The 25,393-nt window shown below is 55.3% G+C and carries 24 protein-coding genes; 9 read left to right on the plus strand and 15 right to left on the minus strand.

All coding sequences use genetic code 11. From position 1 onward, the window contains the following. Positions 1-4 precede the first annotated feature (4 nt). Positions 5-841, plus strand: a complete 837-nt coding sequence (gene bla / locus IV89_RS00805; RefSeq protein WP_037942282.1) for a class A beta-lactamase — start codon at positions 5-7, stop codon at positions 839-841. A gap of 122 nt (positions 842-963) precedes the next feature. On the opposite strand, the gene IV89_RS00810 is transcribed toward bla, so the two are convergent. Then, on the minus strand, positions 964-1,875 hold the full coding sequence (locus tag IV89_RS00810) for an AraC family transcriptional regulator (RefSeq protein ID WP_037942281.1): 912 nt from the start codon (positions 1,873-1,875) through the stop codon (positions 964-966). Positions 1,876-1,972: 97 nt separating this feature from the next. Between IV89_RS00810 and IV89_RS00815 the strand changes: the two genes are divergently transcribed. From IV89_RS00815 to IV89_RS00825, 3 genes are all read left to right on the plus strand, one after another. Then, entirely contained in the window at positions 1,973-2,731 is a 759-nt protein-coding gene (locus IV89_RS00815; protein ID WP_037942280.1) for an SDR family oxidoreductase, read from the plus strand. Between the two features lie 65 nt (positions 2,732-2,796). Beyond that, complete coding sequence (locus IV89_RS00820) at positions 2,797-3,735, plus strand: dienelactone hydrolase (protein ID WP_037942279.1); 939 nt, start codon at positions 2,797-2,799, stop codon at positions 3,733-3,735. Positions 3,736-4,373: 638 nt separating this feature from the next. Continuing rightward, complete coding sequence (locus IV89_RS00825; RefSeq protein WP_146152943.1) at positions 4,374-6,515, plus strand: hypothetical protein; 2,142 nt, start codon at positions 4,374-4,376, stop codon at positions 6,513-6,515. Positions 6,516-6,792: 277 nt separating this feature from the next. Here the strand turns inward: IV89_RS00825 and IV89_RS00830 are convergent, their stop codons facing one another. Next, complete coding sequence (locus tag IV89_RS00830; RefSeq protein WP_037942277.1) at positions 6,793-7,101, minus strand: nucleotidyltransferase domain-containing protein; 309 nt, start codon at positions 7,099-7,101, stop codon at positions 6,793-6,795. A gap of 1,310 nt (positions 7,102-8,411) precedes the next feature. Next, entirely contained in the window at positions 8,412-8,726 is a 315-nt protein-coding gene (locus tag IV89_RS00835; RefSeq protein WP_107277655.1) for a hypothetical protein, read from the minus strand. A 1,119-nt stretch (positions 8,727-9,845) separates the two neighbouring features. Between IV89_RS00835 and IV89_RS00840 the strand changes: the two genes are divergently transcribed. The 3 genes from IV89_RS00840 (at position 9,846) to IV89_RS00850 (ending at position 12,665) form a co-directional block, all read left to right on the plus strand. Beyond that, positions 9,846-10,187: a hypothetical protein gene (locus IV89_RS00840; protein ID WP_037942274.1), complete on the plus strand. Its 342-nt coding sequence runs from the start codon at positions 9,846-9,848 to the stop codon at positions 10,185-10,187. Next, on the plus strand, positions 10,181-11,476 hold the full coding sequence (locus tag IV89_RS00845) for a hypothetical protein (RefSeq protein WP_037942272.1): 1,296 nt from the start codon (positions 10,181-10,183) through the stop codon (positions 11,474-11,476). Before IV89_RS00840 ends, IV89_RS00845 begins: the two co-directional genes overlap by 7 nt. Positions 11,477-11,505: 29 nt before the next feature. Further along, positions 11,506-12,665 (plus strand): IS3 family transposase gene (locus tag IV89_RS00850; protein ID WP_107277653.1). Its coding sequence is split into 2 segments (ribosomal slippage): positions 11,506-11,755 and positions 11,755-12,665, totalling 1,161 coding nucleotides; the frame shifts between segments, so codons are not numbered across the junction. 23 nt (positions 12,666-12,688) lie between these two features. On the opposite strand, the gene IV89_RS00855 is transcribed toward IV89_RS00850, so the two are convergent. Continuing rightward, on the minus strand, positions 12,689-12,985 hold the full coding sequence (locus IV89_RS00855) for a helix-turn-helix domain-containing protein (protein WP_037942312.1): 297 nt from the start codon (positions 12,983-12,985) through the stop codon (positions 12,689-12,691). Between the two features lie 609 nt (positions 12,986-13,594). Between IV89_RS00855 and IV89_RS00860 the strand changes: the two genes are divergently transcribed. Beyond that, positions 13,595-15,130, plus strand: coding sequence for an IS3 family transposase (locus IV89_RS00860; RefSeq protein WP_240558213.1), 1,536 nt, complete (start codon positions 13,595-13,597; stop codon positions 15,128-15,130). Positions 15,131-15,165: 35 nt separating this feature from the next. Here the strand turns inward: IV89_RS00860 and IV89_RS00865 are convergent, their stop codons facing one another. The 8 genes from IV89_RS00865 to IV89_RS00900 form a co-directional block, all read right to left on the minus strand. Next, on the minus strand, positions 15,166-15,606 hold the full coding sequence (locus tag IV89_RS00865; protein ID WP_160171647.1) for a hypothetical protein: 441 nt from the start codon (positions 15,604-15,606) through the stop codon (positions 15,166-15,168). 20 nt (positions 15,607-15,626) lie between these two features. Then, positions 15,627-16,676: an ornithine cyclodeaminase gene (locus IV89_RS00870; RefSeq protein WP_037942122.1), complete on the minus strand. Its 1,050-nt coding sequence runs from the start codon at positions 16,674-16,676 to the stop codon at positions 15,627-15,629. Next, positions 16,657-17,565, minus strand: coding sequence for a DMT family transporter (locus tag IV89_RS00875; RefSeq protein ID WP_051843844.1), 909 nt, complete (start codon positions 17,563-17,565; stop codon positions 16,657-16,659). The genes IV89_RS00870 and IV89_RS00875 overlap by 20 nt, the downstream gene beginning before the upstream one ends. Then, positions 17,555-18,190: a cysteine hydrolase gene (locus IV89_RS00880; protein ID WP_037942125.1), complete on the minus strand. Its 636-nt coding sequence runs from the start codon at positions 18,188-18,190 to the stop codon at positions 17,555-17,557. The genes IV89_RS00875 and IV89_RS00880 overlap by 11 nt, the downstream gene beginning before the upstream one ends. A gap of 61 nt (positions 18,191-18,251) precedes the next feature. Next, positions 18,252-19,037 carry an ABC transporter permease gene (locus tag IV89_RS00885; RefSeq protein WP_107277647.1) on the minus strand — a complete coding sequence of 262 codons (786 nt, stop codon included), beginning with the start codon at positions 19,035-19,037 and terminating at the stop codon, positions 18,252-18,254. A gap of 4 nt (positions 19,038-19,041) precedes the next feature. Continuing rightward, positions 19,042-19,731 (minus strand): ABC transporter permease subunit, encoded by a 690-nt coding sequence (locus tag IV89_RS00890; protein ID WP_037942127.1) that lies wholly within the window; start codon positions 19,729-19,731, stop codon positions 19,042-19,044. A 75-nt stretch (positions 19,732-19,806) separates the two neighbouring features. Continuing rightward, a complete protein-coding gene (locus tag IV89_RS00895) occupies positions 19,807-20,577 on the minus strand; it encodes a transporter substrate-binding domain-containing protein (protein ID WP_037942129.1) in 771 nt (256 codons plus the stop codon). Between the two features lie 55 nt (positions 20,578-20,632). After that, complete coding sequence (locus tag IV89_RS00900) at positions 20,633-21,415, minus strand: ATP-binding cassette domain-containing protein (RefSeq protein WP_037942244.1); 783 nt, start codon at positions 21,413-21,415, stop codon at positions 20,633-20,635. Positions 21,416-21,544: 129 nt separating this feature from the next. Between IV89_RS00900 and IV89_RS00905 the strand changes: the two genes are divergently transcribed. Continuing rightward, positions 21,545-22,438, plus strand: coding sequence for a LysR family transcriptional regulator (locus IV89_RS00905; RefSeq protein WP_037942131.1), 894 nt, complete (start codon positions 21,545-21,547; stop codon positions 22,436-22,438). Between the two features lie 373 nt (positions 22,439-22,811). Here the strand turns inward: IV89_RS00905 and IV89_RS00910 are convergent, their stop codons facing one another. The 3 genes from IV89_RS00910 to IV89_RS00920 all read right to left on the minus strand — a co-directional run bounded on the left by IV89_RS00910 (position 22,812) and on the right by IV89_RS00920 (position 25,388). After that, on the minus strand, positions 22,812-23,864 hold the full coding sequence (locus tag IV89_RS00910; protein WP_200875462.1) for an alpha/beta hydrolase: 1,053 nt from the start codon (positions 23,862-23,864) through the stop codon (positions 22,812-22,814). Between the two features lie 97 nt (positions 23,865-23,961). Next, on the minus strand, positions 23,962-24,807 hold the full coding sequence (locus tag IV89_RS00915) for an SDR family oxidoreductase (RefSeq protein ID WP_037942134.1): 846 nt from the start codon (positions 24,805-24,807) through the stop codon (positions 23,962-23,964). A gap of 179 nt (positions 24,808-24,986) precedes the next feature. After that, entirely contained in the window at positions 24,987-25,388 is a 402-nt protein-coding gene (locus tag IV89_RS00920; protein WP_037942136.1) for a nuclear transport factor 2 family protein, read from the minus strand. Between the last annotated feature and the right edge of the window lie 5 nt (positions 25,389-25,393).

Here is a 25,393-nt window from a genome sequence, read left to right on the forward strand (position 1 = left end):
AAATTTGCAACAGAGCCCCTTAGCCTCTGTTGCGTCTGCCCAGACGCCAATTGATACGTTAACGAATACTGTCGCGCAGATCGAAGAACGACTTGGTGCCCGCGTCGGGGTGTCTCTTCTTGAAACCGGCTCGGAGCTATCCTGGGCCCACCGCGAAGACGAGCGTTTCATGATGAACAGCACAGTCAAAGCCCCAATCTGCGGCGCCGTCCTCGCTCGTGTTGACGCGGACGAAATGTCGTTAACCGACACCCTTAACGTCCAGAAGGATGACATCTTGTCCTATGCGCCGGTCACCGAGAAACAAGTCGGTACCGCCATGAGCCTCGCGGATCTTTGTCTCGCTGCGATAGACCTGAGCGACAACACAGCGGCAAACATGCTGCTTGATCACATCGGCGGCCCGCAGGCCGTGACCGAGTTTTTCCGGCAGACGGGCGACGAAGTCAGCAGGCTCGACCGGCGTGAACCCGAACTGAACGAATTCGTGCCCGGTGATCCGCGGGACACAACAACCCCGGCTGCCATGACCAAAATGCTGCGTGGGCTTCTGCTCGGCAATGTGCTCTCGCCCAGCTCGCGTGAGCAGCTGGTGGAATGGATGAGCATCGGTGGTGTCACAAGCAACCTGCTGCGCGCCGACGCGTCAAAAGATTGGCTGATCCTGGACAAGTCGGGCAGCGGCAGTCACACCCGCAACATTATCGCGGTGGTTGTTCCCGAAGGCGGCGCTCCATGGGTCGTCAGCATCTTCATCTCCGACGTCGATGCGGATTTCGAGACGCGCAACACCGCCCTTCAGCAGATAGGTGGCGCCGTAATGTCGGTGATCCGGAACTGAGAATGGCCTACCTCAGCCGACTGTAAGCGTCTTCATCGTTGTGCTGCGATTGCATAGGTTGCAGCATAACAACCGGGAGGTTCGCATCGCCGCCCCTTGGGACGGGGTAATCCCCCCTCAATTTAGCCTCGTTTGTTTTTGGCAAAAGCACCCGGCGACTGTCCCTCGTGCCGGACAAAAGCCAGTCCGAAAGCGCTTGCGGACCCGTAACCGACTTTCATGGCGATCTCTGCAATGGTTAGACCGCCTTGCCGTAGCAAGGTTTTGGCGACGGCCATGCGCCAGTCCGTCGCGTATTCCATTGGCGCGCGGCCAATTTGCTTGCGGAACCTCTCGAAAAATCCAGATCGCGACATCCCTGCTTCCTTCGCCATTTCTGAAACGGACAGAACGCTGACCGCCTCGGCGTGGATACGTTGCAATGCGCTGGCCAATTGCGGGTCTGACAAGCCGCGCAGAAGCCCCGGGGGCAATGTTGCCGCCGAACCCGAGCGCAGGGCCTCAATCAGCAAAACCTCCAGCAACCGTTCAAGTATCATCGCGCGCCCCGGCCGGTCGGCACTGGTTTCCTCGTGAATGATCGGCACCAGCGCTGTCAGGCGACGTTGTCCCGAGACATGGATGATGTCGGGCAACAGGGACACGAGCAGGTCTCTGGCTGGCGTATCAAAACGGCAATGTCCAACCAGAGCGCGGACATCGACAGGGGCGTGAGGCACGCCAAGCCGGAAACGCCCCGGGCCAGTTTCCAACGGTAGGCGTGGCACATGCGGCGGCGGTGGCACCTCGCTCGACATGGTAAAGCCCTGCATATGCGGGATCAGCACGAAATCTCCGCCCCGCAACGTGACTGGATTGCGCCCTGTGACGTGCAACTGGCACTGCCCTTCAACCACCGCGCAATAGAAGGGGCTGGTCATGTCGTGACGCTCCACCAACCACTGCCCGCCAGCCTCGACCATCTTGGAAATGGAGACTGCAGGCTTGAGCAAGGTGACCACGCTGACAAGAGGGTCTGACGGGATGTCGAGCATAGATCTGGACGCTTGATGGATGATTAGAGACATCTGAACATAGAATAACCGAACGCAGCCGTCTATCTCCTTCTCATCACAGACAAGGAAACGTCACATGCCCCGTATTCTCATCACTGGATGTTCCTCTGGCTTCGGCCAAGCCATCGCCGCACAGTTTCTCGATCAAGGCTGGGAGGTCATCGCCACGATGCGCACGCCCTCCGCCGAAGGACCGCCAGGGTCCTACAAGCTACGGGTGCTTCCCCTAGATGTCACCGATCCTGCAAGTATCTCCAGCGCGATTGCAAGCGCAGGTCAGATCGACGCGTTGGTGAACAACGCCGGTGTCGGCATGCTTAACGTGCTAGAAGGTGCCGAGATCGCGAAGGCCCGCGAGATGTTCGAAATCAACGTTCTAGGCGCTATGGCAATGACCCGCGCCGTGATGCCCGCGATGCGCGAACGGCGGACCGGCGTCATCGTCAATATCAGTTCCAGCGTCACCCTGCGCCCACTTCCCGCTTTGTCGATCTACACCGCCAGTAAGGCCGCGCTGAATGCCTTTACCGAAAGCTTCGCACTGGAAGCGAAGGAATTCGGAGTTCGTGCCAGGCTGGTGTTGCCGGGTAGCGCAAAGGCAACGTCGTTTGGAAAAAATGCGGTCGCTCGGATGGGTATGGAAATCCCCGAAGCCTACGGTCCCTTTGTTCAAGCTTACTTTCAGAGTCTCCAGTCCGTGACCGAAAAAACTGAGGTGAGCGATGTCGCGCAGGCTGTCTGGCGCGCCGTTACAGACAAAGCCGCACCGATGATGCTGCCAGCGGGCGCGGACGCAGAAACATGGTTCCGCGAAGACGGCATTCCCATGGAATGATCCCTGCGCGGCCCCTCTCATCGCAGGAAAACCACCTATTCGTCTCGCTATAAGGAAATGCTCTAATGAATCGATTGATCGACGCATCTCGCGCCTTGCCGACCCCAGACCCACAACGCACCGTGGCCTATACACCGATCACGCTGCCAATGGAGGGGCGGCAACAGCTTGAGTTGCGCCTAACGGCACCGGTCGATGGAGAGAATTTACCCGTCGTAATTCTATCGCATGGCTTCGGCCCCTCAAACTACATCCCCTCCAAGGACGGGTATGCCCCGCTTGCGCAGTTCTGGGCAGAGCGCGGGATGGTTGTCATCCAACCCACCCATGCCAGTTCGCGCGTGGCAGGGCTTGACCCCGATCTGCCTGCGGGTCCGTTCTTCTGGCGCGAGCGGGTGACGGAATTGCGCGCTATCCTCGACCAACTGACCGAGGTTGAGCGACAGTCCCCTGCTGTTTCCGGGCGTTTCGATCACGACTTGATCGCCGTGGCGGGGCATTCCTTCGGCGGCTTCACCTGTAGCCTGCTGCTTGGTGCGCGCTTACACGACGAGGATTTTTTCGACCCGCGCATCAAAGTGGGTATTTTACTCGCCTCGACCGGTCGGGGTGGCGCTGACTTGACCCCCGATAGCACTAAACGTTTCCCGTTTCTCGACGTGGACTTCAGCTGCATCAATACGCCAACCCTCGTGGTGTGCGGTGCCGACGACGATCCCCACTTCACGCCCCGCGGCCCCGATTGGCACGCCGACCCCTTCCATGACGCCCCCGGGGCCGATGCCCTTCTGATGATCAAAGGTGTTGGACACGGTCTGGGCGGTATCGCGGGGTGGGACGCGCGTGAAACCGAAACAGAAAACCCCGACGCTCTGGAGGCCACACGGCGGCTGACACTGGCATGGTTAAGGAGCAGGTTTGCAATAGAGCACGCCGCTTGGGACAAAAGCCAGTCCGCACTCAGGGAAAATGCGGCATCAATTGCGGAATTAATCCTAAAATAGGAATGGATTTCAGCGGCAGCTATCTCCCGCACACTGCCAGTTCGCTGCAGGCTCGATTTTGCACCTGCAGCGAAAGTCCGATCTGGCGTTCCGCACTGCAGAGGAGCGGGTCCTCGGTCAATGATCGGTCAGAGCCGTTCGTGTAGGTGCTCTCCCTCGCTCAGGAGGGCGGAGAGCGGACTTTCACTGCGTGAGAGATAGAGGACTGCTAAGCGGACGAAGCTGTCGTTGCCCCTGTTCCGCGCGACTACCGCTTTGCTATCACAGCGGACACGATCAATATGAAAATTTGTGGATGCAGGCCTTTCGAGAGGTTGGGAAATCAGGAAGCAAAGCGCGGAACGTGGAACATGCAGAGTAACGTATATTGCTAGCGTGAGCAGTCTTTCAATCCAATGGCGTCATCGTAGACAAGCGACTTCACTTGAGGTTACAAAGTGGGTGATAATTCACCTATCGCGAGTAGGTCTGCCTGCGAGAACTGGATCAAGTCTGTTTTTTTGCTTTTAGTGGCAACCAAAGTTTCGGGGAGACTAACGCCCACATACGAGCGTGGAAAACAGTTGTTTGAGTAATTGGATTGTCCGCCGCTGAAAATTCGAGGCGCATTTTGTCTGAAGGCTTATGGGAGATACAATTTGAAAAGTACTTTTTTCAATATCTTGCTAGCGTTGTCGACGGGATTAACTTCCATTGGGAGCGTGAATGCGCAAGAAGTTGAATGGGAGGTGGCGAACAGATTTGCACCTTTTGTGACGCAAGGGGCTGATGAGCAAGCGCGAGCTGCCTTCTTTGACCGATTTAAGATGCTTGAATCTGAAAGCTATGAAGAATGGCACAAGCGCTTAGCATCGCCTCGATTTCAATCGCCTTATCTAACCGCTTTGGCAGGCGCGAACTCAGGCAACCGAATGCATTGGGATCAAACCAATTCTGTGCATGACGACGCTGTTTTGAAGTTTGTGAAGCATGAAGATGAAGTTGATACGACCATTGGTGTTCGCCTGAGTTTGGAAAGGGAAGGTGAATGTGAGTGGGCAGTGTCATTTGGGGATGAGACCAAAAATACCAATAAAACCTTAAGGAAAACCTCTCCCTGCAACGGTGAGGGCGTGATCGTTAGTATTCCGCTGAGCGGCGCCAAAGTCTTTGTGACATCGGGTGATTTCCAGCGGGAACATAACCTTAATCCCAAACATGTTGTGATTGTCGGTTTGGGTGACAGTTACGGTTCAGGAGAAGGTAACCCAGATTTTCCCGGAGTTTGGAAAAGCGACATAAAATTCAATAGCGAGCGGGACTTTCTCTGGCTTAGTGACAAGAACAACTTAAAGTTCAAAATGGAAGCTTACGGCTCTGAGGAAAAGCGCTGGATCGATGATAATTGCCACAGGAGCTTCTTCAGTCATCAAAGTCTGTTGGCATTCCGATTGGCCTCTCAAGAGAAGCATAGCTTCGTGTCCTTTCTGCACTATGCATGCACAGGTGCCGAGATATTTGATGGGATTTTGGTTCCACAGTATCAGGCATGGGTGACAGGAGCGGACCATTACGTCTCCTACTCCCAGTTGAATTTCGCAATGCGTGACCTGTGCAGGCCTGCCGTGGATGAAGGAAAGTACTTTCCGGTAACCAGCGAAGAGAAGGCCGGGATCAATTTGAATGATTTCCATCGCCGGGGGGGCGAAGGAAATAACTCTAAAAGACCAAGCAACCTTGAACCAGGAGACAAGTTTAGCAGAAAGCTGGGAGCATACCGAAGAAACAGGAAAATCTCGTATCCGGACTCGGGCTTCCTAGGCTGTCCTGTCGAAAGCATTCGAAAACCCGATCACGTTTTTTTATCGATCGGAGGAAATGATTTCGGTTTCGGGGACGTCGTTAAATACTACATCGTTCCATCTATTTGGAGCTTTCAGCTCATGGCTGAGAAACTTTTGTTTCCTGATATTTGCCCCAGTCCTGCCAACCGCGTCAGCAACAAATCTGTCAAATTTTTACACAAGTACTGCAAGAACAAGGATGGCCAGAAAGGCGCCTATCACGCAGGCGATATTGTAACCGGAAACAGCAATGGAAACGGCAGTATCAAACAAAGACTTACTCTGCTGACCAATATCTTGAACTACCGACTTGGCGTAGAAAATGCCCAGATCCTGATGCCTCAGTACCCTGACGCAGTAAGAAAGCTTGTTCCTTCGGAGGACGCTTGCGCCGAATTGGACATGAACGCCTTTCTCAAAAGGCTTCCGGGCAAAGATGGGGTCGCGATCCGCAAAGAATTGATCGTTGGCGATCTTGCACTGAAGTATTCTTCTGCTTCGCCTTGGAACGGCCTAAAGTCCGCAACACCAAGGATTGTTGGTTTTACTCCTGCACAAAACAACATTGAAAAGTGGCAGTTCAATTTTACGCATTGGGATGCGTTTTTGGCAGTGAGGGAGTTTGAAGTACTGCGACCGAAGCTTGCAGAAGCGGCCACGGGTCTTGGAATCAACTTTGTTTGTTCAACACGTGACGCCTTTTTAGGGTATGATTTTGAGCAAGGCTCAAGGCGAAACCTGCCAAACGGTGTTGGCGGTGATCCTGCTAAAGCATGGAACGCAAGTGAATGGGATCCGTACATCTACGAAGTCCCGACCCGCGCTGTGCGTACAGGTAATGACACAGCTTTGACACAGCCTGGCGACAAACAGATTACTGGGGCTGTGCACCCGAATCTGACAGGGCACAGGCTGATTGCGGAAGAAATGTATAAGGCCATGCGTCGTACGGAGTGATTGTCTGGTGATTGAAACAGTAGAGGCGGCCACTGGCCGTCTCTTTTGACTTTAGTATTCCAAGGATTCGAAACAAAAACCAGCGCTTCTCGCTCAATCCTCCAGTTCGCAATTTACGCAGCACCTGTCAAAATGGCCTCAATCCGGACCTTCGCTCCGTTGGCCACGAATGTTCGGAAAGGGCCGTTCGCGCCGTGTCAGCCAAACTCCCCTTAGCGTTGAGCTTGGCAGCTTCATGTGCGTTATGCTTGCACCGGACAGCGGATCAATTTGTGTGTCAGGTACTAAGGAGCGACATTAAGTCTGATTGCGTCAGGTCTTCTACAAAAAATAGATCTACCGGGATATCGCCCGAAACGCTGCGGACCATACGATCGACAGCAGATCTGGAAATGCCGCTATCCCCCAGCTGGACAATAACATCGATGTCAGAATGAGCTGAGAAGCCCCCTTTTGCCAGCGATCCAAATAAAGTCAGTTCTAGGCCAACCCCTTCGAGCTCCGCCTTGATCGCATGCCACGCCGCCAGTGCCACTTCGCGACGGACGGCAGCTCTGCTGCGGATGATATCAGCGTCACGGGTCATTCATTTCCCTTAAATGATATCGGAGTATGAACCGCGCTGCTGCTAGTTCCGCGATGTTTTGCTCGGTTATGCTACGCGGTGGGTGATCGCCACCATCTTACAGGGCTGTGATGAAGTAACAATAATTGATCACTCCCCTACCAATCTTGACACATTCCGAGCTGCGCGGCCTGGATTAATCGGAAAAACGAATAAGAAATCTTGCGACAACGCGATACGTTGATCTGCTGAAGGTGGCTGAAACTCCGTCCGCATTGCGCAAGACTTATCCCCCCTCGGTAATATTATATTGCGTATTTTTCCTTGCGGACCGAAGCAGAATAGATTTGACGCACATTGTGGCATTAATTCACTTGGCACGGAGTTTCCCTGCAAAAGGTTCAAATAGTCAGTTCTGACATCAGCACTGACCTGAATTCTGAGGTCAGCACTGACAGGAAGTTAATTCTTCACCTGCACGGGTGTTCTTTCAGCCACCGGAGCCTTCAGCCCTAGGGTAAATAGAATGCTTTGACGATCGAGGCGGCTCAAAACCGCACGTACACCATTTCTGGCGCAGTGGTGAAATAACGCCTTCCAGGATGCGAAGTAAGCGATGGAAGTTGCGCCATCGAAATTTGGTCTGTGATCGCGTAGACGGCGGTGGGCAGACAAGTCAATGGTGCCGCGGAGAACGCACGTCTCTTTACCGGCATGGAAACTTAGAAATCACCGGGGCAGGAATGGCAAGCAACGCGACTTGATACAGCCACATGAGAATCTGGGCATTTGGGAGTGCCGAAATGGTGCTCAGAGCCGGACAGATCGTTGCAACCGTTCAGCCGAAATCAACAAATGATTGACGATGGAACTTGGTAGGAATGGGCGGATTCGAACCGCCGCGCTGACGCTAATCTGGCATCTAAAAGGGTGTATAAGTCCCGTTGCGCACCATGCCACTCCCGAAAATCGAAGCTAAGTTCAGCTCGATATTCGGAAAAAGAATGTAATGTGGCATGCAGTGGTCATGCTCTGGACTTTGCCAAAGCTGAACTGATCGGTCAAGCACAATCGAGGGTAGATTTATGCCCGTATACGTAGCGATGATGATAGGCATCGCAGTAACCATATCATGCATGCAGACCAGCCGTTTCGGAGAGGGCCGCTCACTGCGGTATCTAGGTTAGCGCCGATCGAGTTGACGCTGACGAGCCCTAGGTAGAACGTCGGTTGATCATACCAGGCGTCGCAGTGGGTATCTCACTTCGCCAATGTCACCATACGGAGACGATGTACGTATGGTGAGCAAGGCGGGGTACAAAGAGCAACCCTTAGCCAAAATCGAACCCCAACTGCCTGGGATCGGACTTTGAGATGCGTTTGCGCTTCCTGACGGGCGGTGTCGCGCTGATATGCTGCTGAGCGCGTGTCTGCGCGTAATGCAAACAGAGCTTATAGGTGCGTGTTTCGACGAGCCACTTAATGTCTGCGAGGTCGTCTTTGGGTACCCAGAGATTTGAGCGTACAAACCCCGCTTCGCGTTTCCTCGCATCATAGGCACGCGAGGTTTCCGCGCTCTCCCTGCGCTCGGCTTTGGAGCGGCGACGTTTGGGCTTGGTATCGTGTGGCATAGGCGTATTCGGCATCTTGTGCCGGCTCCTTATTGTTGTGTCTAAGGAGCAGGTACGCGCTGGTTTTGCGTTGGATAGCTTTGAAGGCCGTCTCTTATGTGGATAACTTTTCGGGCGGCTCTACTGGACCTGAGCCACGTGTGAGCGCCCGCCAGCGAAGCACATCCGGATATTCGCTGCAGTCAAGAATGCTGTCTCCATTACTTCAATAATACATGATGTTGGTGGCACTTTCTGACGCCAGCACCTAAGGGTCCAAATCCGTGACGACGGACAGCACCGAACAAGCCGCACCTCTTACTTGGGTTTGGACGTGAACGCGCTGATAAGTATAATGTGATATCACGAAATCACGCTAAGCGAGAGAGTGGCTATTACGATATCAGATCGACAGCGGCGGTTTACCCGGTGCCAGCATTCAGCACCAATCTCCAGTCGTTGAGAGACAGCCCACCATATCACGGTGTCACAACCTAGCCTGAGGCTGCTCTCGACAATGGCTGCCACACTATCTGGTACGGTGCCAAAACATTAAAATTTCTGAACCATTTCGTAGGATCTCGATCCGACATCGCGACGTGATACGTATTGTCCGAAGATGCCCCGATTATATATTTTCCCGCCAAATACTTAATGAACACCCGTGCTTTTCAAGCGAAGGCGCTAAGAATGAAGGTGATCGGCCAACTCAACCTACCTCCAATATCGCAACGGGTGCCAAACCAATCGCAGGTCCCTTTATAGAACTGAAGCCAAACTCTGTTCCAAGGGTACCCGCAGGAGAAATTACCAGACATTGCGGCAATGACCAACGCTTCCGAAAACTGCGATAACGGTCTAGGAATACAGGCCTTTGCAGGGTTTAAGCCTGTGCTCGACTTTACCGGGATATGAGGCCAAGCGGTGTGTTGTCCGGAATGTTCATCATCCATTTTGATCGTACGGCCGCAGCCCAACCCGACGTTACAAGGAGCCGCAGCGGCGGTGTCAGGCCCCTGCCGATGTAAGGTTATCCACATCTCTTAGACGGCTCGACCATCTTTTTTATGCAGACCAGTTTTGCCGAAACATAACGTTTTAGGGAAGGCGTAGATCAAGGCCCCCTCGGTGGGCCCACAACTGAGATGTGATGAGATGGCAAACCCGACCAACGTGAAACGGCAAGAACGGCTTAAAGTGAATGTCACCGCAGGCGAAAAAGACGTGCTGACAAAGCGCGCGGATGAAGCCGGTCGGAGCCTGTCAGAATACCTGCGTCAGGCTGGACTGGGCCGCCGCCTTGGAGCATCAGCTGAGCAGGTCATGAAGACCAATTCGGTGCTGGAGCAGGTGCTCGACATGCTCCAGCAGATTGCTGATCAGCCTGGAGACAACGAAATCGATATGATGCTTGTACTCATGCGGCTGCAACAGATTGAGCGAGTGATCCTGATGTTGGCACCGGTCGGCGGTTCCGCACGGTTCGCGCCATGCTGATCGGTTGGTCGCCTCATCAAGCGTCTGCAGATCCGGCGCAGCCTGCAGCTTATCTCCTTGACACAGAGGTCTTGAAGCACGTCGGCATGCAGCGTGTCCGGGAAAGAAGGACACCCGCTCCGGAGCTGCTGCTCGGGTTTCCGAGCGTGGTGCAAAATGCGATTGCAGCGCTGAAGTTCGAAGCCACATATCGCGTGGCGCTCTTGTCATTTGATCCAACAGAAGTTGACGTGGTGCAGTTTAACGCTGGCGATAAGAGGGTGCGTTGGTCGATCGCGGTGGCGATTGATCTATTCGTTGAACTGGCATTTGCCGGCGTTCCATCAAGGTGCCGCCCGCCGGTCTATGTCGGGACACATACGCATACGGGCCGTTTGGAGATCAACATCGCCATGCCGCGCTTTGTCTGGACAGAGACGGGGGAGCTACGGAGCTACAATCCGCATCCCCCGATGCGCGGCAGTCGCAATGCATTTGACGCCTTGGGCGATTTTTTGGTCGCACAGTTTGGCTGGTCTAACCCACGTGCGCTGGACCGTGCCGCAGGGGTGAAGGGGCCGGACTGGGCCGAAAAAAGAGTGGCCGCGGCAACGCGTCATGGGGTCAAGTTCAACCCGGAAACGGCACCGAAGCTGTTTCTGCTACAGGCTGCAAAAATCATCGCGGCGAGTGCTCATGTCCATGATCGCGTCGGGTTTCTGGAGATTTTTCGAGACGTGGTCGCAGCGACCGATTTCGAATTCAGCATGGGGCAGGGGGGAGCGATCACTCTGGTCTCTCAAACAGACCCACATCCTTTTGTATTGCGTGGCACCCTTTTTGATCAAGTTGATGACGCCCCCACGGAAAGCGAACCGCCATCGTCCGCTCAATCTAGCCTTTCGGAAAGCTGGCGTCGCCGCGCGGCGTGGAACACCGCAGAATATTCGCGTGGCGCTTGGGCAGAGCCTGAACCCAACTGGGCGCGACGGGTGGAAGCTCCAACGTTGGCCATCCCATCTTGCCACCCTGACGCCGCAAAATCGGTCGTCGAACCTCGCCGTTTTGCGCGACTTGCCGACAGGCTCGTGGCCGGATTGCGCCGCCTGCGCAGGAGGTTCTCGGTTTTGGCCGGAAACCATCTGATCGGTTCCGTCATAGGCGACATCGACTTGGCCGCATTCCGCAACATCAAGAACAAACTGGAGACGATAAACTATGACACCAAAGTCGAGCAAATCAAAGAGTCTGGAGCTGTTGATGGAGGAGCTTTTGACCTGCCCCCCGCGAAATCCCTCACCATGATGTAGAGTCTGCCCAACCCTGAAGGAGTAGACGAATGCGGAAGAGTCGTTTTACCGAGGCGCAGATTATTGGGATGATCAAGGAGCAAGAGGCAGGCATGCCGACGGCGGAGGTGTGCCGCAGGCACGGGCTCAGCCCGGCAACATTCTACAAGCTGAAGTCCAAGTATGGCGGCATGGAGGTGTCGGAGGCCTCGAGGCTGAAGGCGCTGGAGGACGAGAACGCCAAGCTGAAGCGGCTGCTGGCCGATACGATGCTGGACAATGTGGTTCTGAAGGATCTTCTGGGAAAGAACTGACGACGCTGACCAAGCGGCGAGAGGCGGCGCTCAGGGCGCTGCGGGATCACGGCATCTCGCAGCGCCGGGCCTGTCGGCTTGTCGGTGTCGACCCAAAGACAATCCGGCGCGAACGCCCGCCGGACTGCCCTGAGATCCGCAAGGAGATGCAGGAGATCGCCGGAAAGCGGCGCCGGTTCGGCTACCGCCGGATTGGCGTGTTGCTTGAGCGCAAAGGCATGAGAATGAACCACAAGAAACTGTATCGGCTCTACCGGGAAGAAGGGTTGTCAGTGAAGCGGCGGCGCGGCCGCAAGCGGGCCCGTGGAACGCGCTCCCCGATGCCGGTGGCTGCGTATCCCAATGCGCGCTGGTCTCTGGACTTCCTGGCTGACAGCTTCGGCCCATCCCGAAAATTCCGCATCCTGGCAGTGATAGACGATTGCAGCCGCGAAAACCTGTGCCTGATTGCTGACACCAGCATCTCCGGCGCGCGTGTTGCGCGTGAGCTGGATGCGCTGGTGCGGATCTACGGTAAACCCGGATGCATAGTCAGCGACAACGGGACAGAGTTCACGAGCCGGGCCATTCTGAGGTGGGCCGATCAGAACGCAATTCCGTGGCACTATATCGACCCAGGGAAGCCGCAGCAGAACGCCTTTATCGAGTCATTCAACGGCAGCCTGCGTGACGAACTGCTGAACGAGGAGATATTTGACACCCTGGACGACGCCCGTCGGAAGCTGGCGCTCTGGCGTTACGATTACAACACCGTCAGGCCACACTCATCGCTCGGGAACAAAACACCGGTCGAAGCGCGCCCGACGCTTGAGCAATTTGAGGGCTCCGCGCCCGGCGCGCTTGCCCAGCACGAAACCGACGACTATCAAGACCAAACCCGCAGACTCTCGTCATGAGCGAGGGACCAGCGGGGGGCAGGTCACTTTGGTGACCAACCTTCCTCGAGCTGCTTGATTACGGCTTTTCTCAAGCCGACAAGGCGCACCAGTTTGCGCCGCCGCGCACGTCTTTCGGTCGCCGCTTTTTGAGCAACCACGCCGTAGTATCCGTTCAGTTCCGGCAACTCTTTGTCGAAATAGTGATTGCGCTTGATCTCGCGATACACCGTGGAAACATGCCTGCCGATCTCTGCTGAAATCTCGCGCACAGCAATCTTGGCGTTCAACATGTCTTCTATCGCGCGTCGTTCACGCAGGTTAAGCTCTTTATGCGCCATCTTCCATTCTCCTTGCTTTCCAGCAAGATAGGGGAAATTTCGCAACCCATTTTAGAATGTGCCCGGCTACAATACTTTATCTGATAATTAGGATTATGATAAATGAATTGGCTAGAGCCGACATCCGCTTACGCCTTGGCTAAGGTGGGCATCGCGGACTGAGCTAGTGGGATGAACTGCCTTCCCGCCAAACCGCAGCTATTGTTGTGGGCATAGGTGGAAAGAGAGGAGCATTCTGATGGGTATCGAAGTATTGGGAATTGATCTGGGCAAAACCGTTTGTAGCCTTGCGGGATTAGACGCAACAGGCGCGGTCGTGTACCGCAGAGTGCCCATGAGCTAACGAGACACAGGACGCGCGACTTCCCATCCTGGTCAGGGGCAAATCGAATGACCCATTGAAAGACCGAATACATAGAAACAGGGTCAAAGGGGCATCAACAAAACGGTTACAGGGGAAGGCAGTTCATACATACCCCCCCCGAAATGCGGACACTGACGTAAATTACAATTTACTGTCTGCTGATACTCGACAAAAAGGAGATCAGAGATGTCGAAACGGAAGAACGGGGGTGCGGACGAAAAGTTGGACTATCTTGGAGATAGTTCATGTACAGCTACGAAGATCGAATGCGCGCGGTTGAGCTTTATATCAAGCTCGGCAAGCGTTTGGGGGCCACCATCCGTGAGTTGGGGTATCCAACGAAGAATGCCTTGAAAGGCTGGCATCGAGAGTATGAACGTCGGCAGGACTTGCAAATACGTTCAGCGCCGCGCCCGCCTAAATTCTCGGCGGCACAAAAGCAGGTGGCGTTAGAGCATTATGCAAGCCATGGGCGCTGCGTTTCATGGACGCTGCGCGCTTTAGGCTATCCAGGCCGAGCCACCCTGACGGCTTGGGTGCGCGAGGCGTTTCCTGACACGAAAACGGTCTCCAATGCGACATATGGCCCAGGAAATCACTCTGACGCCGTGAAGCAGGCTGCTGTGGTCGGGCTCTATAATCGCCAAGAAAGTGCCCAGGCCTTGGCCGAAAAGTTCGGACTTAGTCGGCCGACGCTCTATGCTTGGAAGACTCAGATCCTTGGCCCGGAGGCTCCTGCCATGATGAAACGCAAGAAGAGTGCCCCTTATCCAGAGCTTGAAGAATTGGAACGTCAGCGTGAAGCCCTGCAGCGCGACATCCGCGAGATCCAGATTGAGCATGACCTGCTCAAGACTGCGAGTGAAATGATAAAAAAGGAACTTGGCGGCGATCTGCAGGACCTGAGCAATCGGGAAAAGACCATGCTGATCGTCGCCCTAAAAAAACGGTATAAGACACCAGCCCTGTTGGCTCGGCTGGGTCTCGCGCGCAGCTCTTACTTTTACCACCGCGCTCGCATGAAACTGGAAGATAAGTATCTTCCCATTCGACACGCCATGAAGGAGGCCTTCGAAAGCAACCATCGCTGCTACGGCTACCGTCGCCTCAAAGCATATATGAAGCGGGAATCCATCTCGATCTCCGAAAAAGTGGTGCGGCGCCTGATGAAACAGGAAGCTCTGATCGTCCCAAAGCCGAAGCGGCGTCGTTACAGCTCATATCTGGGTGAGATTAGCCCTGCGCCGGAGAATATCATCAACCGAAAATTCCAGGCGGCAGCGCCAAACGAGAAGTGGCTGACCGATATCACAGAGTTCCACATCCGAGCTGGAAAAGTCTATCTTTCCCCGATCATCGATTGCTTCGACGGCCTCGTCTTAAGTTGGACCATAGGGACCAGACCGGATGCCGACCTTGTGAACACCATGCTTGATGCAGCGGTAGAAACCATCGCTGACAGCGAAGCGCGGCCCGTAGTCCATAGCGATCGCCGAGGCCACTATCGCTGGCCTGGCTGGCTGGAACGTATAGACGCGGCAAAGCTGGTTCGGTCGATGTCGCGAAAGGCGAGCTCGCAAGACAATGCCGCCTGTGAAGGCTTCTTTGGACGCCTCAAGACTGAGTTCTTCTATCCCCGCGATTGGCGGGCCTTCACCGTGGCCCAATTCGTTGACGAGGTTGACGCCTACATCCGCTGGTATAACGAAACGCGCATCAAGATGTCCCTTGGTGGCAGAAGCCCCATCGAATATCGTAAAAGCCTCGGCCTTATGCCGTGAAAACAGTCCAAATTTTTGTCCGCACCCCCGCCGGGTCAGTTCTCGGTGACAATCAACACCTCAATTGTCTCAACGGCGGCTTTCTGATGCGCGTGTAGCCCTGCCAGCACGCGGCTTTTTCCCGGATTTCGGCCCCATATCAAAATGCGCTCCAAACCCGGAAAAAGCGCAGAATATGCGCCTACCAGACTGTCCGCCACGATGCCCGAACCCACTATCAAAAGTGCCTTACTATTAGGGATCGCCAAAAGAGATGCGCAGTAAACAAAATCCGCGGCCGTTTTCCAGTAGGTCACCAAGCCACTATCGACGACGGCCAGCGGCGTTCCTGTTTGATCGTCAAAAATCAGCATCGCACCCTGCAAGGAGGGCCTTTGGTGCTGCACATTGTCGGGAAAAACGGTGAAGGATTTCAGCCGACGGCCCAGCCCACTTCGAACAGGCCCGCGAGAACAAGGAGAAACCAAGCCATTCACCGATCCTTTGCTGCCAAAGCTTATTGGTTTGCGCGTTCGAACATGCCGAATAGGTCGCGGGGGTCGTCGGGGTCCGCGACCATATCAAGGTTGGAAAACCAAGGCGTGCCCTTGATCGCCGTCAGCACGTAGCGCAATGCGCTGAAATCCTCGATCGCAAAGCCGACGCTGTCGAACAGCGTGATCTGTTTTGCGTCAGTGCGGCCCTTGGCCTTTCCAGAAATCACCTCCCACAATTCGGTCACGGGGTGGTCGTCCTCGAGCTGCTGGATTTCGCCTTCGATGCGGGTTTGCGGCGGGTATTCCACGAATATTTCGGAACGCAGCAGGATGTCGCGGTGCAATTCGGTTTTTCCCGGACAATCGCCACCAATCGCGTTGATATGGACACCGCTTCCGACCATGTTGTCAGTTAGGATCGTGGCATTCTGCTTGTCCGCAGTGCAGGTCGTGATGATCTCTGCCCCCTCCATGGCCTCTTGGCCCGATGTGCAGGACACTACTTTCAACCCGTGCCGTTTCAGGTTGGCCGCACAACGCGCCGTGGCCGACGGGTCGATATCATAAAGGCGCACGGTGTCGATCCCGCAGATTGCCTTGAACGCGAGGCACTGGAATTCCGACTGCGCTCCATTCCCGATCATCGCCATGATACGTGCGCCTTTGGGTGCAAGGTGGCGCGCGGCCATTGCCGATGAAGCTGCCGTGCGTAATGCGGTCAGCAAGGTCATTTCCGACAGGAGTTTCGGATAGCCTGTGTCCACATCCGCCAGCAGGCCAAATGCGGTGACCGTCTGCAACCCCTCTTTGGTGTTCTTGGGATGGCCGTTCACGTATTTGAAACCGTACATCTCTCCGTCAGATGTCGGCATCAATTCGATTACGCCCACTGCGGAATGGCTGGCGACGCGCGGTGTCTTGTCGAATAGCTCCCAGCGTTTGAAGTCGGCCTCAATAGCATCGGCAAGGTCGCACAGGACTTTTTCGATTCCGATCTGATGGACAAGGCCCATCATGTTTTCGACAGACACAAAGGGGACATAGGCGAGTTCAGACGGCGATGGGGGCATTTGCTTTTTCTTTCTGGCTGAGGGCCATCACGATGCCAGAGAGCAGGATCACAGCGATTCCCGCCCAGGCGAGTGGATTGGTTGCCGTGCCCCAAAGCAGAAACGCCCAGAGGCTGGCAAAAATTAGGAACGAATACTCGAATACGGCGACCACGGCAGGGTTTCCTATCCGGTAGGCTTGGGCAATCAGTGTTACCGCGATTACAGCGCCCACGGCTTGGAACAAGGTGAGCCACAAGAAGCGAGCGCTCGGCGCAGTCCAAGGCGCGGTGATGAAGGCATCGCCGGGCCAGATCGTTACGACTGCCAACATGATCAGGCCAGCCGCGCCGATGGTGACAAATATCCCGATTGCCAAGGCAATTGCGCTTTCATCGCTGCACCAGTGACGGGTCAACATCATGCCCAGACCATAGAATAACCCGGCGGCCAGAGGCATCACGGAAAGCAGGGTCAGGTTCGCAAAGTCGGGCTGCAGCAGCATCAAAGCGCCAGCGAAACCGATGACGACGGCGAAGGCCCCGACTGGACCGATCCTGTGGCGGAACAAAAGGGCGGACAACAATACCACCCAAAGCGGCGCGCTGAACAGACCAGCCCCCGCTTGTGACACAGGCAAGGTTCCGAGTGCGGCAAAGTAGATCAATAAACCGACCGACACCGCAAGGCTGCGCCCCGCCAGCCGTGGCAGGTTGACGGGTCGTATCACACGCCCCGACATCCGCGCTGCCACCAGCAATAACGGCACGGCGAACATAGTGCGAAACACCTGAAACTGCCACAGGCCGGCCTCTTGGCTGACGGGGGCAACGAAGTTGTCTATGAAGCTTAGGACTGCTGAGGCGGCCAGCGCGAGGCCAACCGCCATAAGCGTTTTATCAGGCAGCATCGGTTGCCACATTGGATTGCATGGCCTCCAGCACCTCTTCGAGCGAACGCACTGCGCCGTGTTGCAGGTACTCGACTGCTTTAAGTGAGGCATCATGCGCCTCGCGGCTTGAGCCTGCGACGCAATCCTCGATCACGCGGCAGAAGTAATCACCCTGATGCGCATCAACAAAGGTGTAGTGTACGCATACATCGGTCAAGCCGCCCACAAGGATCAGAGTCTCCGCCTTGAGGCCCTTCAACAGGATTTCCAGATCGGTGCCGTAGAATGCGGAATAGCGGCGCTTGGAAATGCGATAATCATCCGGACGCATACCCAACTCTTCTTCGGCAAAGGCAGTCAGCGGGTTGCTGTCAAGGCAATGCACGTCCTCGTCGCCATCGGTTTCGCGGCCCATGTCGATCAGGTTGGCGCGGTGAATTTCCTGAATGAAGACCACCGGAATGCCGACCTCGCGCGCCTTGTCGATCGCCACTTTGGAACGTGCCATGCGCTCTGCGTAGTCCGGCATATGAGCGATGGCACGTTTGTCGTCGGGAATTGGCGCAAAGGTGGATTTCTGGATGTCGATGACGATCAGCGCCGCGCGCCCTTCGATCAAGTCTCGTTTTTTTGAAGTTGTCATTGTTTTGCCTCTTACAGGAAGTGATATGAGATTTTGTGGATCGAGGAGTGCGACCCGCCGGTCATGCCGCCACTCTGGCGCTGCCGGGCGCGGGCGTTTCACGGGGCCGCAAGTGCCCAAGGAAGCGTTTTTCGGCCATTCGGAAAACAAAGGTGATCAGGAAGACGATTGCCATGTAGAACACCATCGCCGTCAAAAACCCCTCATAGGCCAGATAGTAACGGCCATTCAGCCAGCGCCCCACGCCCAACAGATCCTGCAAGGTGACAGTGCTGGCGATGACAGACCCGTGCAGCGTAAAGATGACTTCGTTGGAATAGGCCGGCAGGGCGCGGCGGAACGCATTGGGCAAAACCACCAACCGCATCCGGGTGAAGGGCGACATGCCACAAGCTTTGGCTGCTTCGACTTCACCGTGGGGTGTCGCCTCAATCGCGCCGCGCAGAAACTCGGTGGTATAGGCGGCGGTGTTCAGCGTGAAGGCGATGATCACGCACCACCACGGTTTGCTGAGGATCGGCTCCCATAGGAAGCTTTCCTGCACGACGGTAAATTGCCCGAGACCGAAATAGAACAGATAGACCTGCACCAAGAGAGGCGTGCCGCAGAAAACATAGGTATAGACGCGGATTGCCGGGCTCAGGAACGGCTTGCGATAAGCGCGCGCGATGGCCAGTGGTACAGCGATCATCCCGCCCACAAGAAGAGCGAGGAATGTCAGTTGAAGCGTGACCAATGCACCATCAAAGAACCGCGGCAAGTTGTCGTAGATCAACACGAAATCAATCGGTGATCGCGTTTCGCTAAAGCTTTGGAGATATTCGTAGAAGCTGCGTTCGGAATCCATCGTCTTACGCCTTTCTCACGCCGGCGGCGTATTTCCGGTCAATCGCTCGCAGCGCAAGGTCCGAGATGCCGGTGATGATCAGATAGACAACCATGACCGCGATCATGAAGCTGAAAAGCTGGTGGGTGGAGCGACCTGCCGAAAAGGCATTCCAAACCAGATCATGAAGGCCGATCACCGAAACAAGTGCTGTGGATTTGACCAAGACTAACCAGTTATTGGTAAAACTGGGCAGGGCGAAGCGAACCATTTGAGGCCAAGTGACGATGCGGAAGATCTGGCCCGGTTTCATGCCCACAGCCATTGCCGCCTCGATTTGGCCGCGCGGAATGGCAAGAATTGCTCCCCGAAAGGTTTCCGACATATAGGCCCCGAAAATGAACCCGAGGGTCAGCACCCCAGCAAGGAACTGGTTGATTTCAACGTATCCCCAAAGCCCTGTTGAACTGCCAATCTGGTTCACCAGTGTTTGACCGCCAAAAAAAATGAGCATCATCAACACAAGGTCGGGCACGCTGCGTACGAAAAGAGTATAGACACTTCCCGCACGTCGGATGCTTGGTTTCGCAGACAGTTTGGCAAAGGCACCGATCAGTCCCATGATGATGGACAAAAGCAGCGACAGGACCGCAAGCGCGACTGTGACCAAAGTTCCTTCGATCAGGATCTGTCTGTATTCAAAGATCACGTCCATGCGCTGAACCCGTTAGAAAAATGGAAGGGAGGTCAGGGAAACCAGATGGTCCCCCTGACTTTTAGGCTTGGCTGATCACTTACCGTAAATATCAACGTCGAAATATTTATCGTTGATAGTCGCGTAGGTGCCGTCGGCCCGGATCGCGGCGATCGCCTCGCTCAACTCGCCGGCAAGCGGGTCGCCTTTGCGCACCGCAATGCCTGTGCCTTCGCCAAGACACTCAGGGTCATCCACATCCTCGCCATAAAAGGCAAACCCATCCCCCTGAGGGGTGTTCAGAAAGCCGTCCAATGCACCCAGCGTGTTGTTCAGTTGAAGGTCCAGCCGCCCTGTTGCGAGGTCAGCAAACACATCTTCTTGTGTGTTGTAGAGGCGCAGGTCGGCCTTCGGGAAAGCTTTTTCGACGTGGCATTGCAGGGTCGTTCCTCGCAGAACGCCAATCTTGACGCCTTCTGTGCCGTCTTCAGTCATCTCAAAGGTGGCTCCCTCTTTGGCGATAAACCGCGATGGGGTGAAATAGTATTTCTCCGAAAAATCTACCCGCTTCTTGCGGTCCTCGGTGATCGACAGAGAAGCAACAATGGCGTCGTATTTCCCAGCGATCAGTGCCGGGATCATGCCGTCCCACTCCTGCTCAACCAGCTCACATTCGCGCTCCAGCTCTGCGCACAGGGCCATTGCCATATCGATGTCAAAGCCTGACAGAGTGCCATCAGCCCCTTTTTGCGAGAACGGAGGGTAAGCGCCCTCAACGCCGATGCGCAAAGTGTCCGCGGTAGCCATGCCAGCCACCAGTGCAACTGCCCCAACTGCGGTGGCAAGTAATGTGTTTTTGAGTGTCATATTCGTACTCCCTTGGTTTCATTATGTTTATGAAGGCACTTTGCGCGCCCTGTGGTTACTGCCGCGTGGTCGACAGGAATTCTTTGAAACGTACGGTTTCAGGGTCACTGAACATCTGAGCGGGGGCACCCTGCTCCTCGATCAGACCTTGGTGCAGAAAAACGACCTGTGACGAGACATCTCGCGCAAAGGCCATTTCGTGAGTGACAACAACCATCGTGCGGCCTTCTTCGGCCAGCGACCGGATCACTCTCAGCACCTCCCCCACAAGCTCCGGATCAAGTGCGGAGGTCGGCTCATCGAACAACATCACTTCGGGTTTCATAGCCAGCGCGCGGGCGATGGCTGCACGTTGTTGCTGACCGCCTGAAATGTGGGCGGGGTAGTAGTTTCGGCGCTCATACATGCCAACGCGTTCCAACACCTCTTTGGCGTGTTCAATCGCTTCGGCCCGCGACTGTTTTAGAACATGGATCGGTCCTGCAATAACATTCTCCAAGACAGTCATGTGCGACCACAGGTTGAAGGATTGGAAGACCATCGCCAGCCGGGCGCGGATGCGTTCAACCTGTCGCGGATCAGTTGGGTGAGACACGCCGTGGCGATCCTTTGACATTTTGATGTCTTCACCATGGACCGTGATCAAACCGGATGTCGGCGTTTCCAATAGATTGATGCAGCGTAGGAAGGTACTCTTGCCAGAACCGGACGATCCAAGAAGAGAAATCACATCGCCTTCACAGGCCTTGAGGGAAACACCTTTGAGCACCTCATGCGATCCGAAGGATTTGTGCAGATCGGTTACGCTGAGCGAGACATTGGATTTATCGGCGGACAAGGCAGCGACCATGCGGGTTTCCGTTCTGCGTTAGGGAGCAATTCGTTGAATGAAGGCTACTCATCATCAGCCTCAAATCAAAAGCGCGTTTAACTTGCTCTCAGCGAAGGTTTTAACTACGCTGGATTAATGAAGAACACGCTCCGTCATCTGAATGCGCTTAGGGTTTTTGAGGCCGCCGCACGGCATTGTAATTTCGCTAAAGCGGCCAGTGAATTGAATGTCAGCCACAGCGTTGTCAGCCAGCACATCAAAAATCTTGAGGCATGGTTCGGAACCGATCTTTTCATCAGGCATCGCAACCGGGTCGAGCTCAGTGAAAACGGGCGGGACTTGTTGCCCCAAGTCGCGAGCGGCCTTCAAACGCTTACTGACGCCAGTGAAACCCTGTTGCGCAAAACCCGTTCTGGGGCCGTCATAGTCAGCGCAGAACCCGCCATTGCGTCCCTGTGGCTGCGCAAGCGGATCACAGAGTTTTGCAGCCTTTTTCCGCGGATCGAAGTAGATTTAAGGCCAGCGTGGAGCCCCGCGCAGATCGGCGAAGGGCATGCGGATATCGCTATTCACTTCGAAACCAGAATGCCCGGGAGCGGGATTACCAAAGACCGTCTGTTTCCCATAGATGGCTTTCCCGCCGCGTCCCCACACCTCAATGCCCAACTCACGTCTCAAAATGCCTCTGTGGACTGGAGCAGCGCAACCCTCATTCACGACAATGGCAAAGAGACATGGCACAAATGGTACGCGGCGCATGAACCGCAAAGCCTTGGCTGGAAAACTGGAAAGGTTTATTCCGACCTCTCACTCGCCATTGATGCCGCAATAGATGGTGAAGGCGTTATCCTCGCAGATAATATCTTGTGCGAGCGCGAGTTATCTTCGGGCCAGCTTGTCGCTGTAGATCAACGGGCGATAAGGTGTATCTGGTACGAAATTGGTCTGGACAAGAATACTTCAGGATCGTCCGCCCCGGCGTTCTTCAAGAATTGGTTATTGGAACAGGCTAAACATTTGCGGACCTGAATTGTTGCGAGTCTGCGCCGATCGGAAAAACGATAGGTTCAGTCCTGAACGCCAGCAACAGCCAAGACATCGCCTCAAGCCAGCCTAATTTATAAAAGCTGATGAATAGTGGCGTCGTCGAAAGTTTTGAAACGCGCTTGATTAGTATCAAGATACAGCAATCCCCCCGTTTTTCGGGGATTTGGTTGTAGAAGCTGATGGCGGCTTCGAGCCCGAAGGGACCGATGCTGCGCGACGCATGTATGACCGTTTTTCCGGATGTCGCTTTGAGGTATCGGCTTAACCATTCGACTTCGCGACCCCCGGTGTTACCCACTCGCTCAGGTTGGCTTTTGTCCGTCGGGCTTGTTTCATTGAAGCGATGTTCTTTTGGTCACAACAGCCGGTCAAAAGCCTGCTTCAGGTTGGCATCGAACCGCTGCGTCAACTCTGTACCAGGAACGATGTCGAACCCGTGGATCGCACCAGGATAGATGGTGAAATCGACCGGGACGCCATCACGGCTGAGGCGGAGTGCATAGGCCGCGTTTTCTTCCATGAACAGGTCCAGCGCGCCCACGACCATGAAACATGGTGGCAATCCCTCCAGCGTGGCGGCGTGGCTGGGTGAGAAATGCCCGACCCGGTCATCATCCAGCCCATAGTCGCCGCGCAGAGAAGTCCAGCCGAAACGGTTTGCGGCCCGGCCCCAGACGAATTCCCCGGTGGTCGGGTTGTCTACGGGTGCGGCTTGGGTACCGGTGCGATAGTCCAGCATCGGATAGATTGGGAATTGCGCCTTCACCGGGATCTGTCCGCGGTCGCGCGCCAGAAGCGCCAATGCCGCCGTCAAACCACCGCCTGCACTGGCGCCCATTATGCTGATTCGGTCAGGGTCGATGCCAAGTCGTGCCGCAGTCCGAAACACATAAGAAAGGACGTCATAGCAGTCTTCGACCGGCCCGGGGAACGGTGTTTCCGGGGCGAGCCGATATTCGACACTGGCCACAACGGCGCCAGATTTCTGCGCAAGATCATAGCAATAGGCATGATAGCTGACCGCGCTGCCCAGGATATAGCCGCCGCCATGGATATAGACGATGGCGGGCGTTGGCGTGGCGCGCAGTGTGTCGGGCCGATAGAGGAAAAAGCTGGCGGGACTGTCAGGCAGCTCAAAGCTCTCGAATACCGGATTCTCCGACCCCGGAACCGTAGTGGCATCTTGCGCCGCCCTGATATCCGGCAGGATGTCCGGCGTAAAAAGCATGGCGGGCATCGCCTGCGCCATCTCGCGATATTGCGGGTCGACCAGATGAAGTGTGCTGTCCTCAGGGTCCGCTGCCGGAGTAGAAATCTGCGCTCGCGCGCTTCCGGGCTTCAATGCAAGTGCTGCAGTACTGGCAATACCTGCTGCCAGGAACGCTCGACGGGTAGGAATGAGGGGCATGGGGTGTTCCATTCTTTAAGGGAGATAATTCAATTCTGGCGACCAAAGTTTTTAGTGTTGATGCACGCCACCCGTTGGTTGGCGCGTCTCGGCGCTGCTACAGGTCTTTTGGCACCACCTGGTCTGAGATGAACTGGGACATCTCCTGTTCTGACAGCGACTTCTTCATCTGCAGAAACGATTCCGCATCACGGCCGCAAACATTGTGGGTGGGCGTATCTTCGGTCGCGCATTCATAGACTTTTTCGGCCACCTCACGCGGGTCAGATGGCTCACCACCCTGTCGAGCCATCTGGGTCACGGCATCGTTCATTTTCGTAGCGAGTTTGGCCGAATAAGCCCTTATGTGGTCGTCACCGTTTGCCAGTATCCCTTCGTCCATCGACGTATAGAGGTTCGTCTCGTATGATCCGGGGGCAATGGCCTTCACAGAGATGTTGAACGGCGCGTATTCAAGCGCCAGAGCCTCGGTCAGGCCCTCTACGGCGAATTTCGCGGAGCTGTATACGGAAGCAAACGGAAAAGCGATCAAGGCCGCGAGCGACGAGATGTTAATTATCGTCCCCTCGCGCTGCCGCCGCATGACGGGAAGGACCGCTTTCGTCACGCGCATCAGGCCAAACACATTGGTGTCAAAAAGGCCGTGGATTGAGCCCTCATCCCATTGCTCGAAAACCCCAACACCGGATATCCCTGCGTTGTTGACCAGAACGTCAATCCGTCCGAAGGCATCAAGGCTCTTGTCGACGACCTCCTTGATGCTCTGCGGATCGGTCACATCGAGCCGGCACAGAAGCGTGTTTTCCAACTCACCCAGATCGGCCTCCTTCTCGGGAGAGCGCATCGTTGCAACGACATTCCAGCCTTTGGATTGAAACAGCTTCGCGGACTGCTTGCCAAAGCCGGAGCTGCATCCGGTGATGAGGACTGTTTTGCTGTTCATCTTGTTATCCTAAGTTTCAGGCATTCGGTGCCAATGGATGTCAACTGAGGAGGTTCTCGTGTTCGGGATCTGTTTTTGCGGACGGGCTGCGGAGCCGGGCATGGTGCCCATCCGGCCCTCATGAGCCCGCGCCTTTGGGAGGAAAGCCTGCCAAGTGCTTGGTCCCTGGAAGGGCCGGATCAATCTGGCCCGCCAAAGAAAACGTCGTTGGCGGGCATTGTATCCATGTATTCCTTCCATTCCTGGACCTTGCCGTCCCGGATCACCATCAGGATATGGAAATGGTTGTTATAGATCTTGCCGCTGACATGCTTGCCCAATGACACGGCCTCAACCGCAACACGCTCACCTTCCGCTGTCAGTGCCTTGGGCGTAAGACTCATGCCCTCCGGAAAGAACGCCTTGGTTCGCCCTCCCGAGGCCAGAACGAACGCCTTGCCGTGATTTCCAGAGATCGGCATTGATCCCGCCACCCAGACCTTTGCATCCTCAGCAAAGGCTTCTTCGACGAACGTCCAGTCGCCAGCGCCGATTGCTTGGATGACCTTATTCGCAAGGGCCTTGTTCTCTTGGGTATCCATAGTGT

This window comes from Sulfitobacter sp. CB2047, assembly GCF_000735125.2.
Taxonomy (GTDB): domain Bacteria; phylum Pseudomonadota; class Alphaproteobacteria; order Rhodobacterales; family Rhodobacteraceae; genus Sulfitobacter; species Sulfitobacter pontiacus.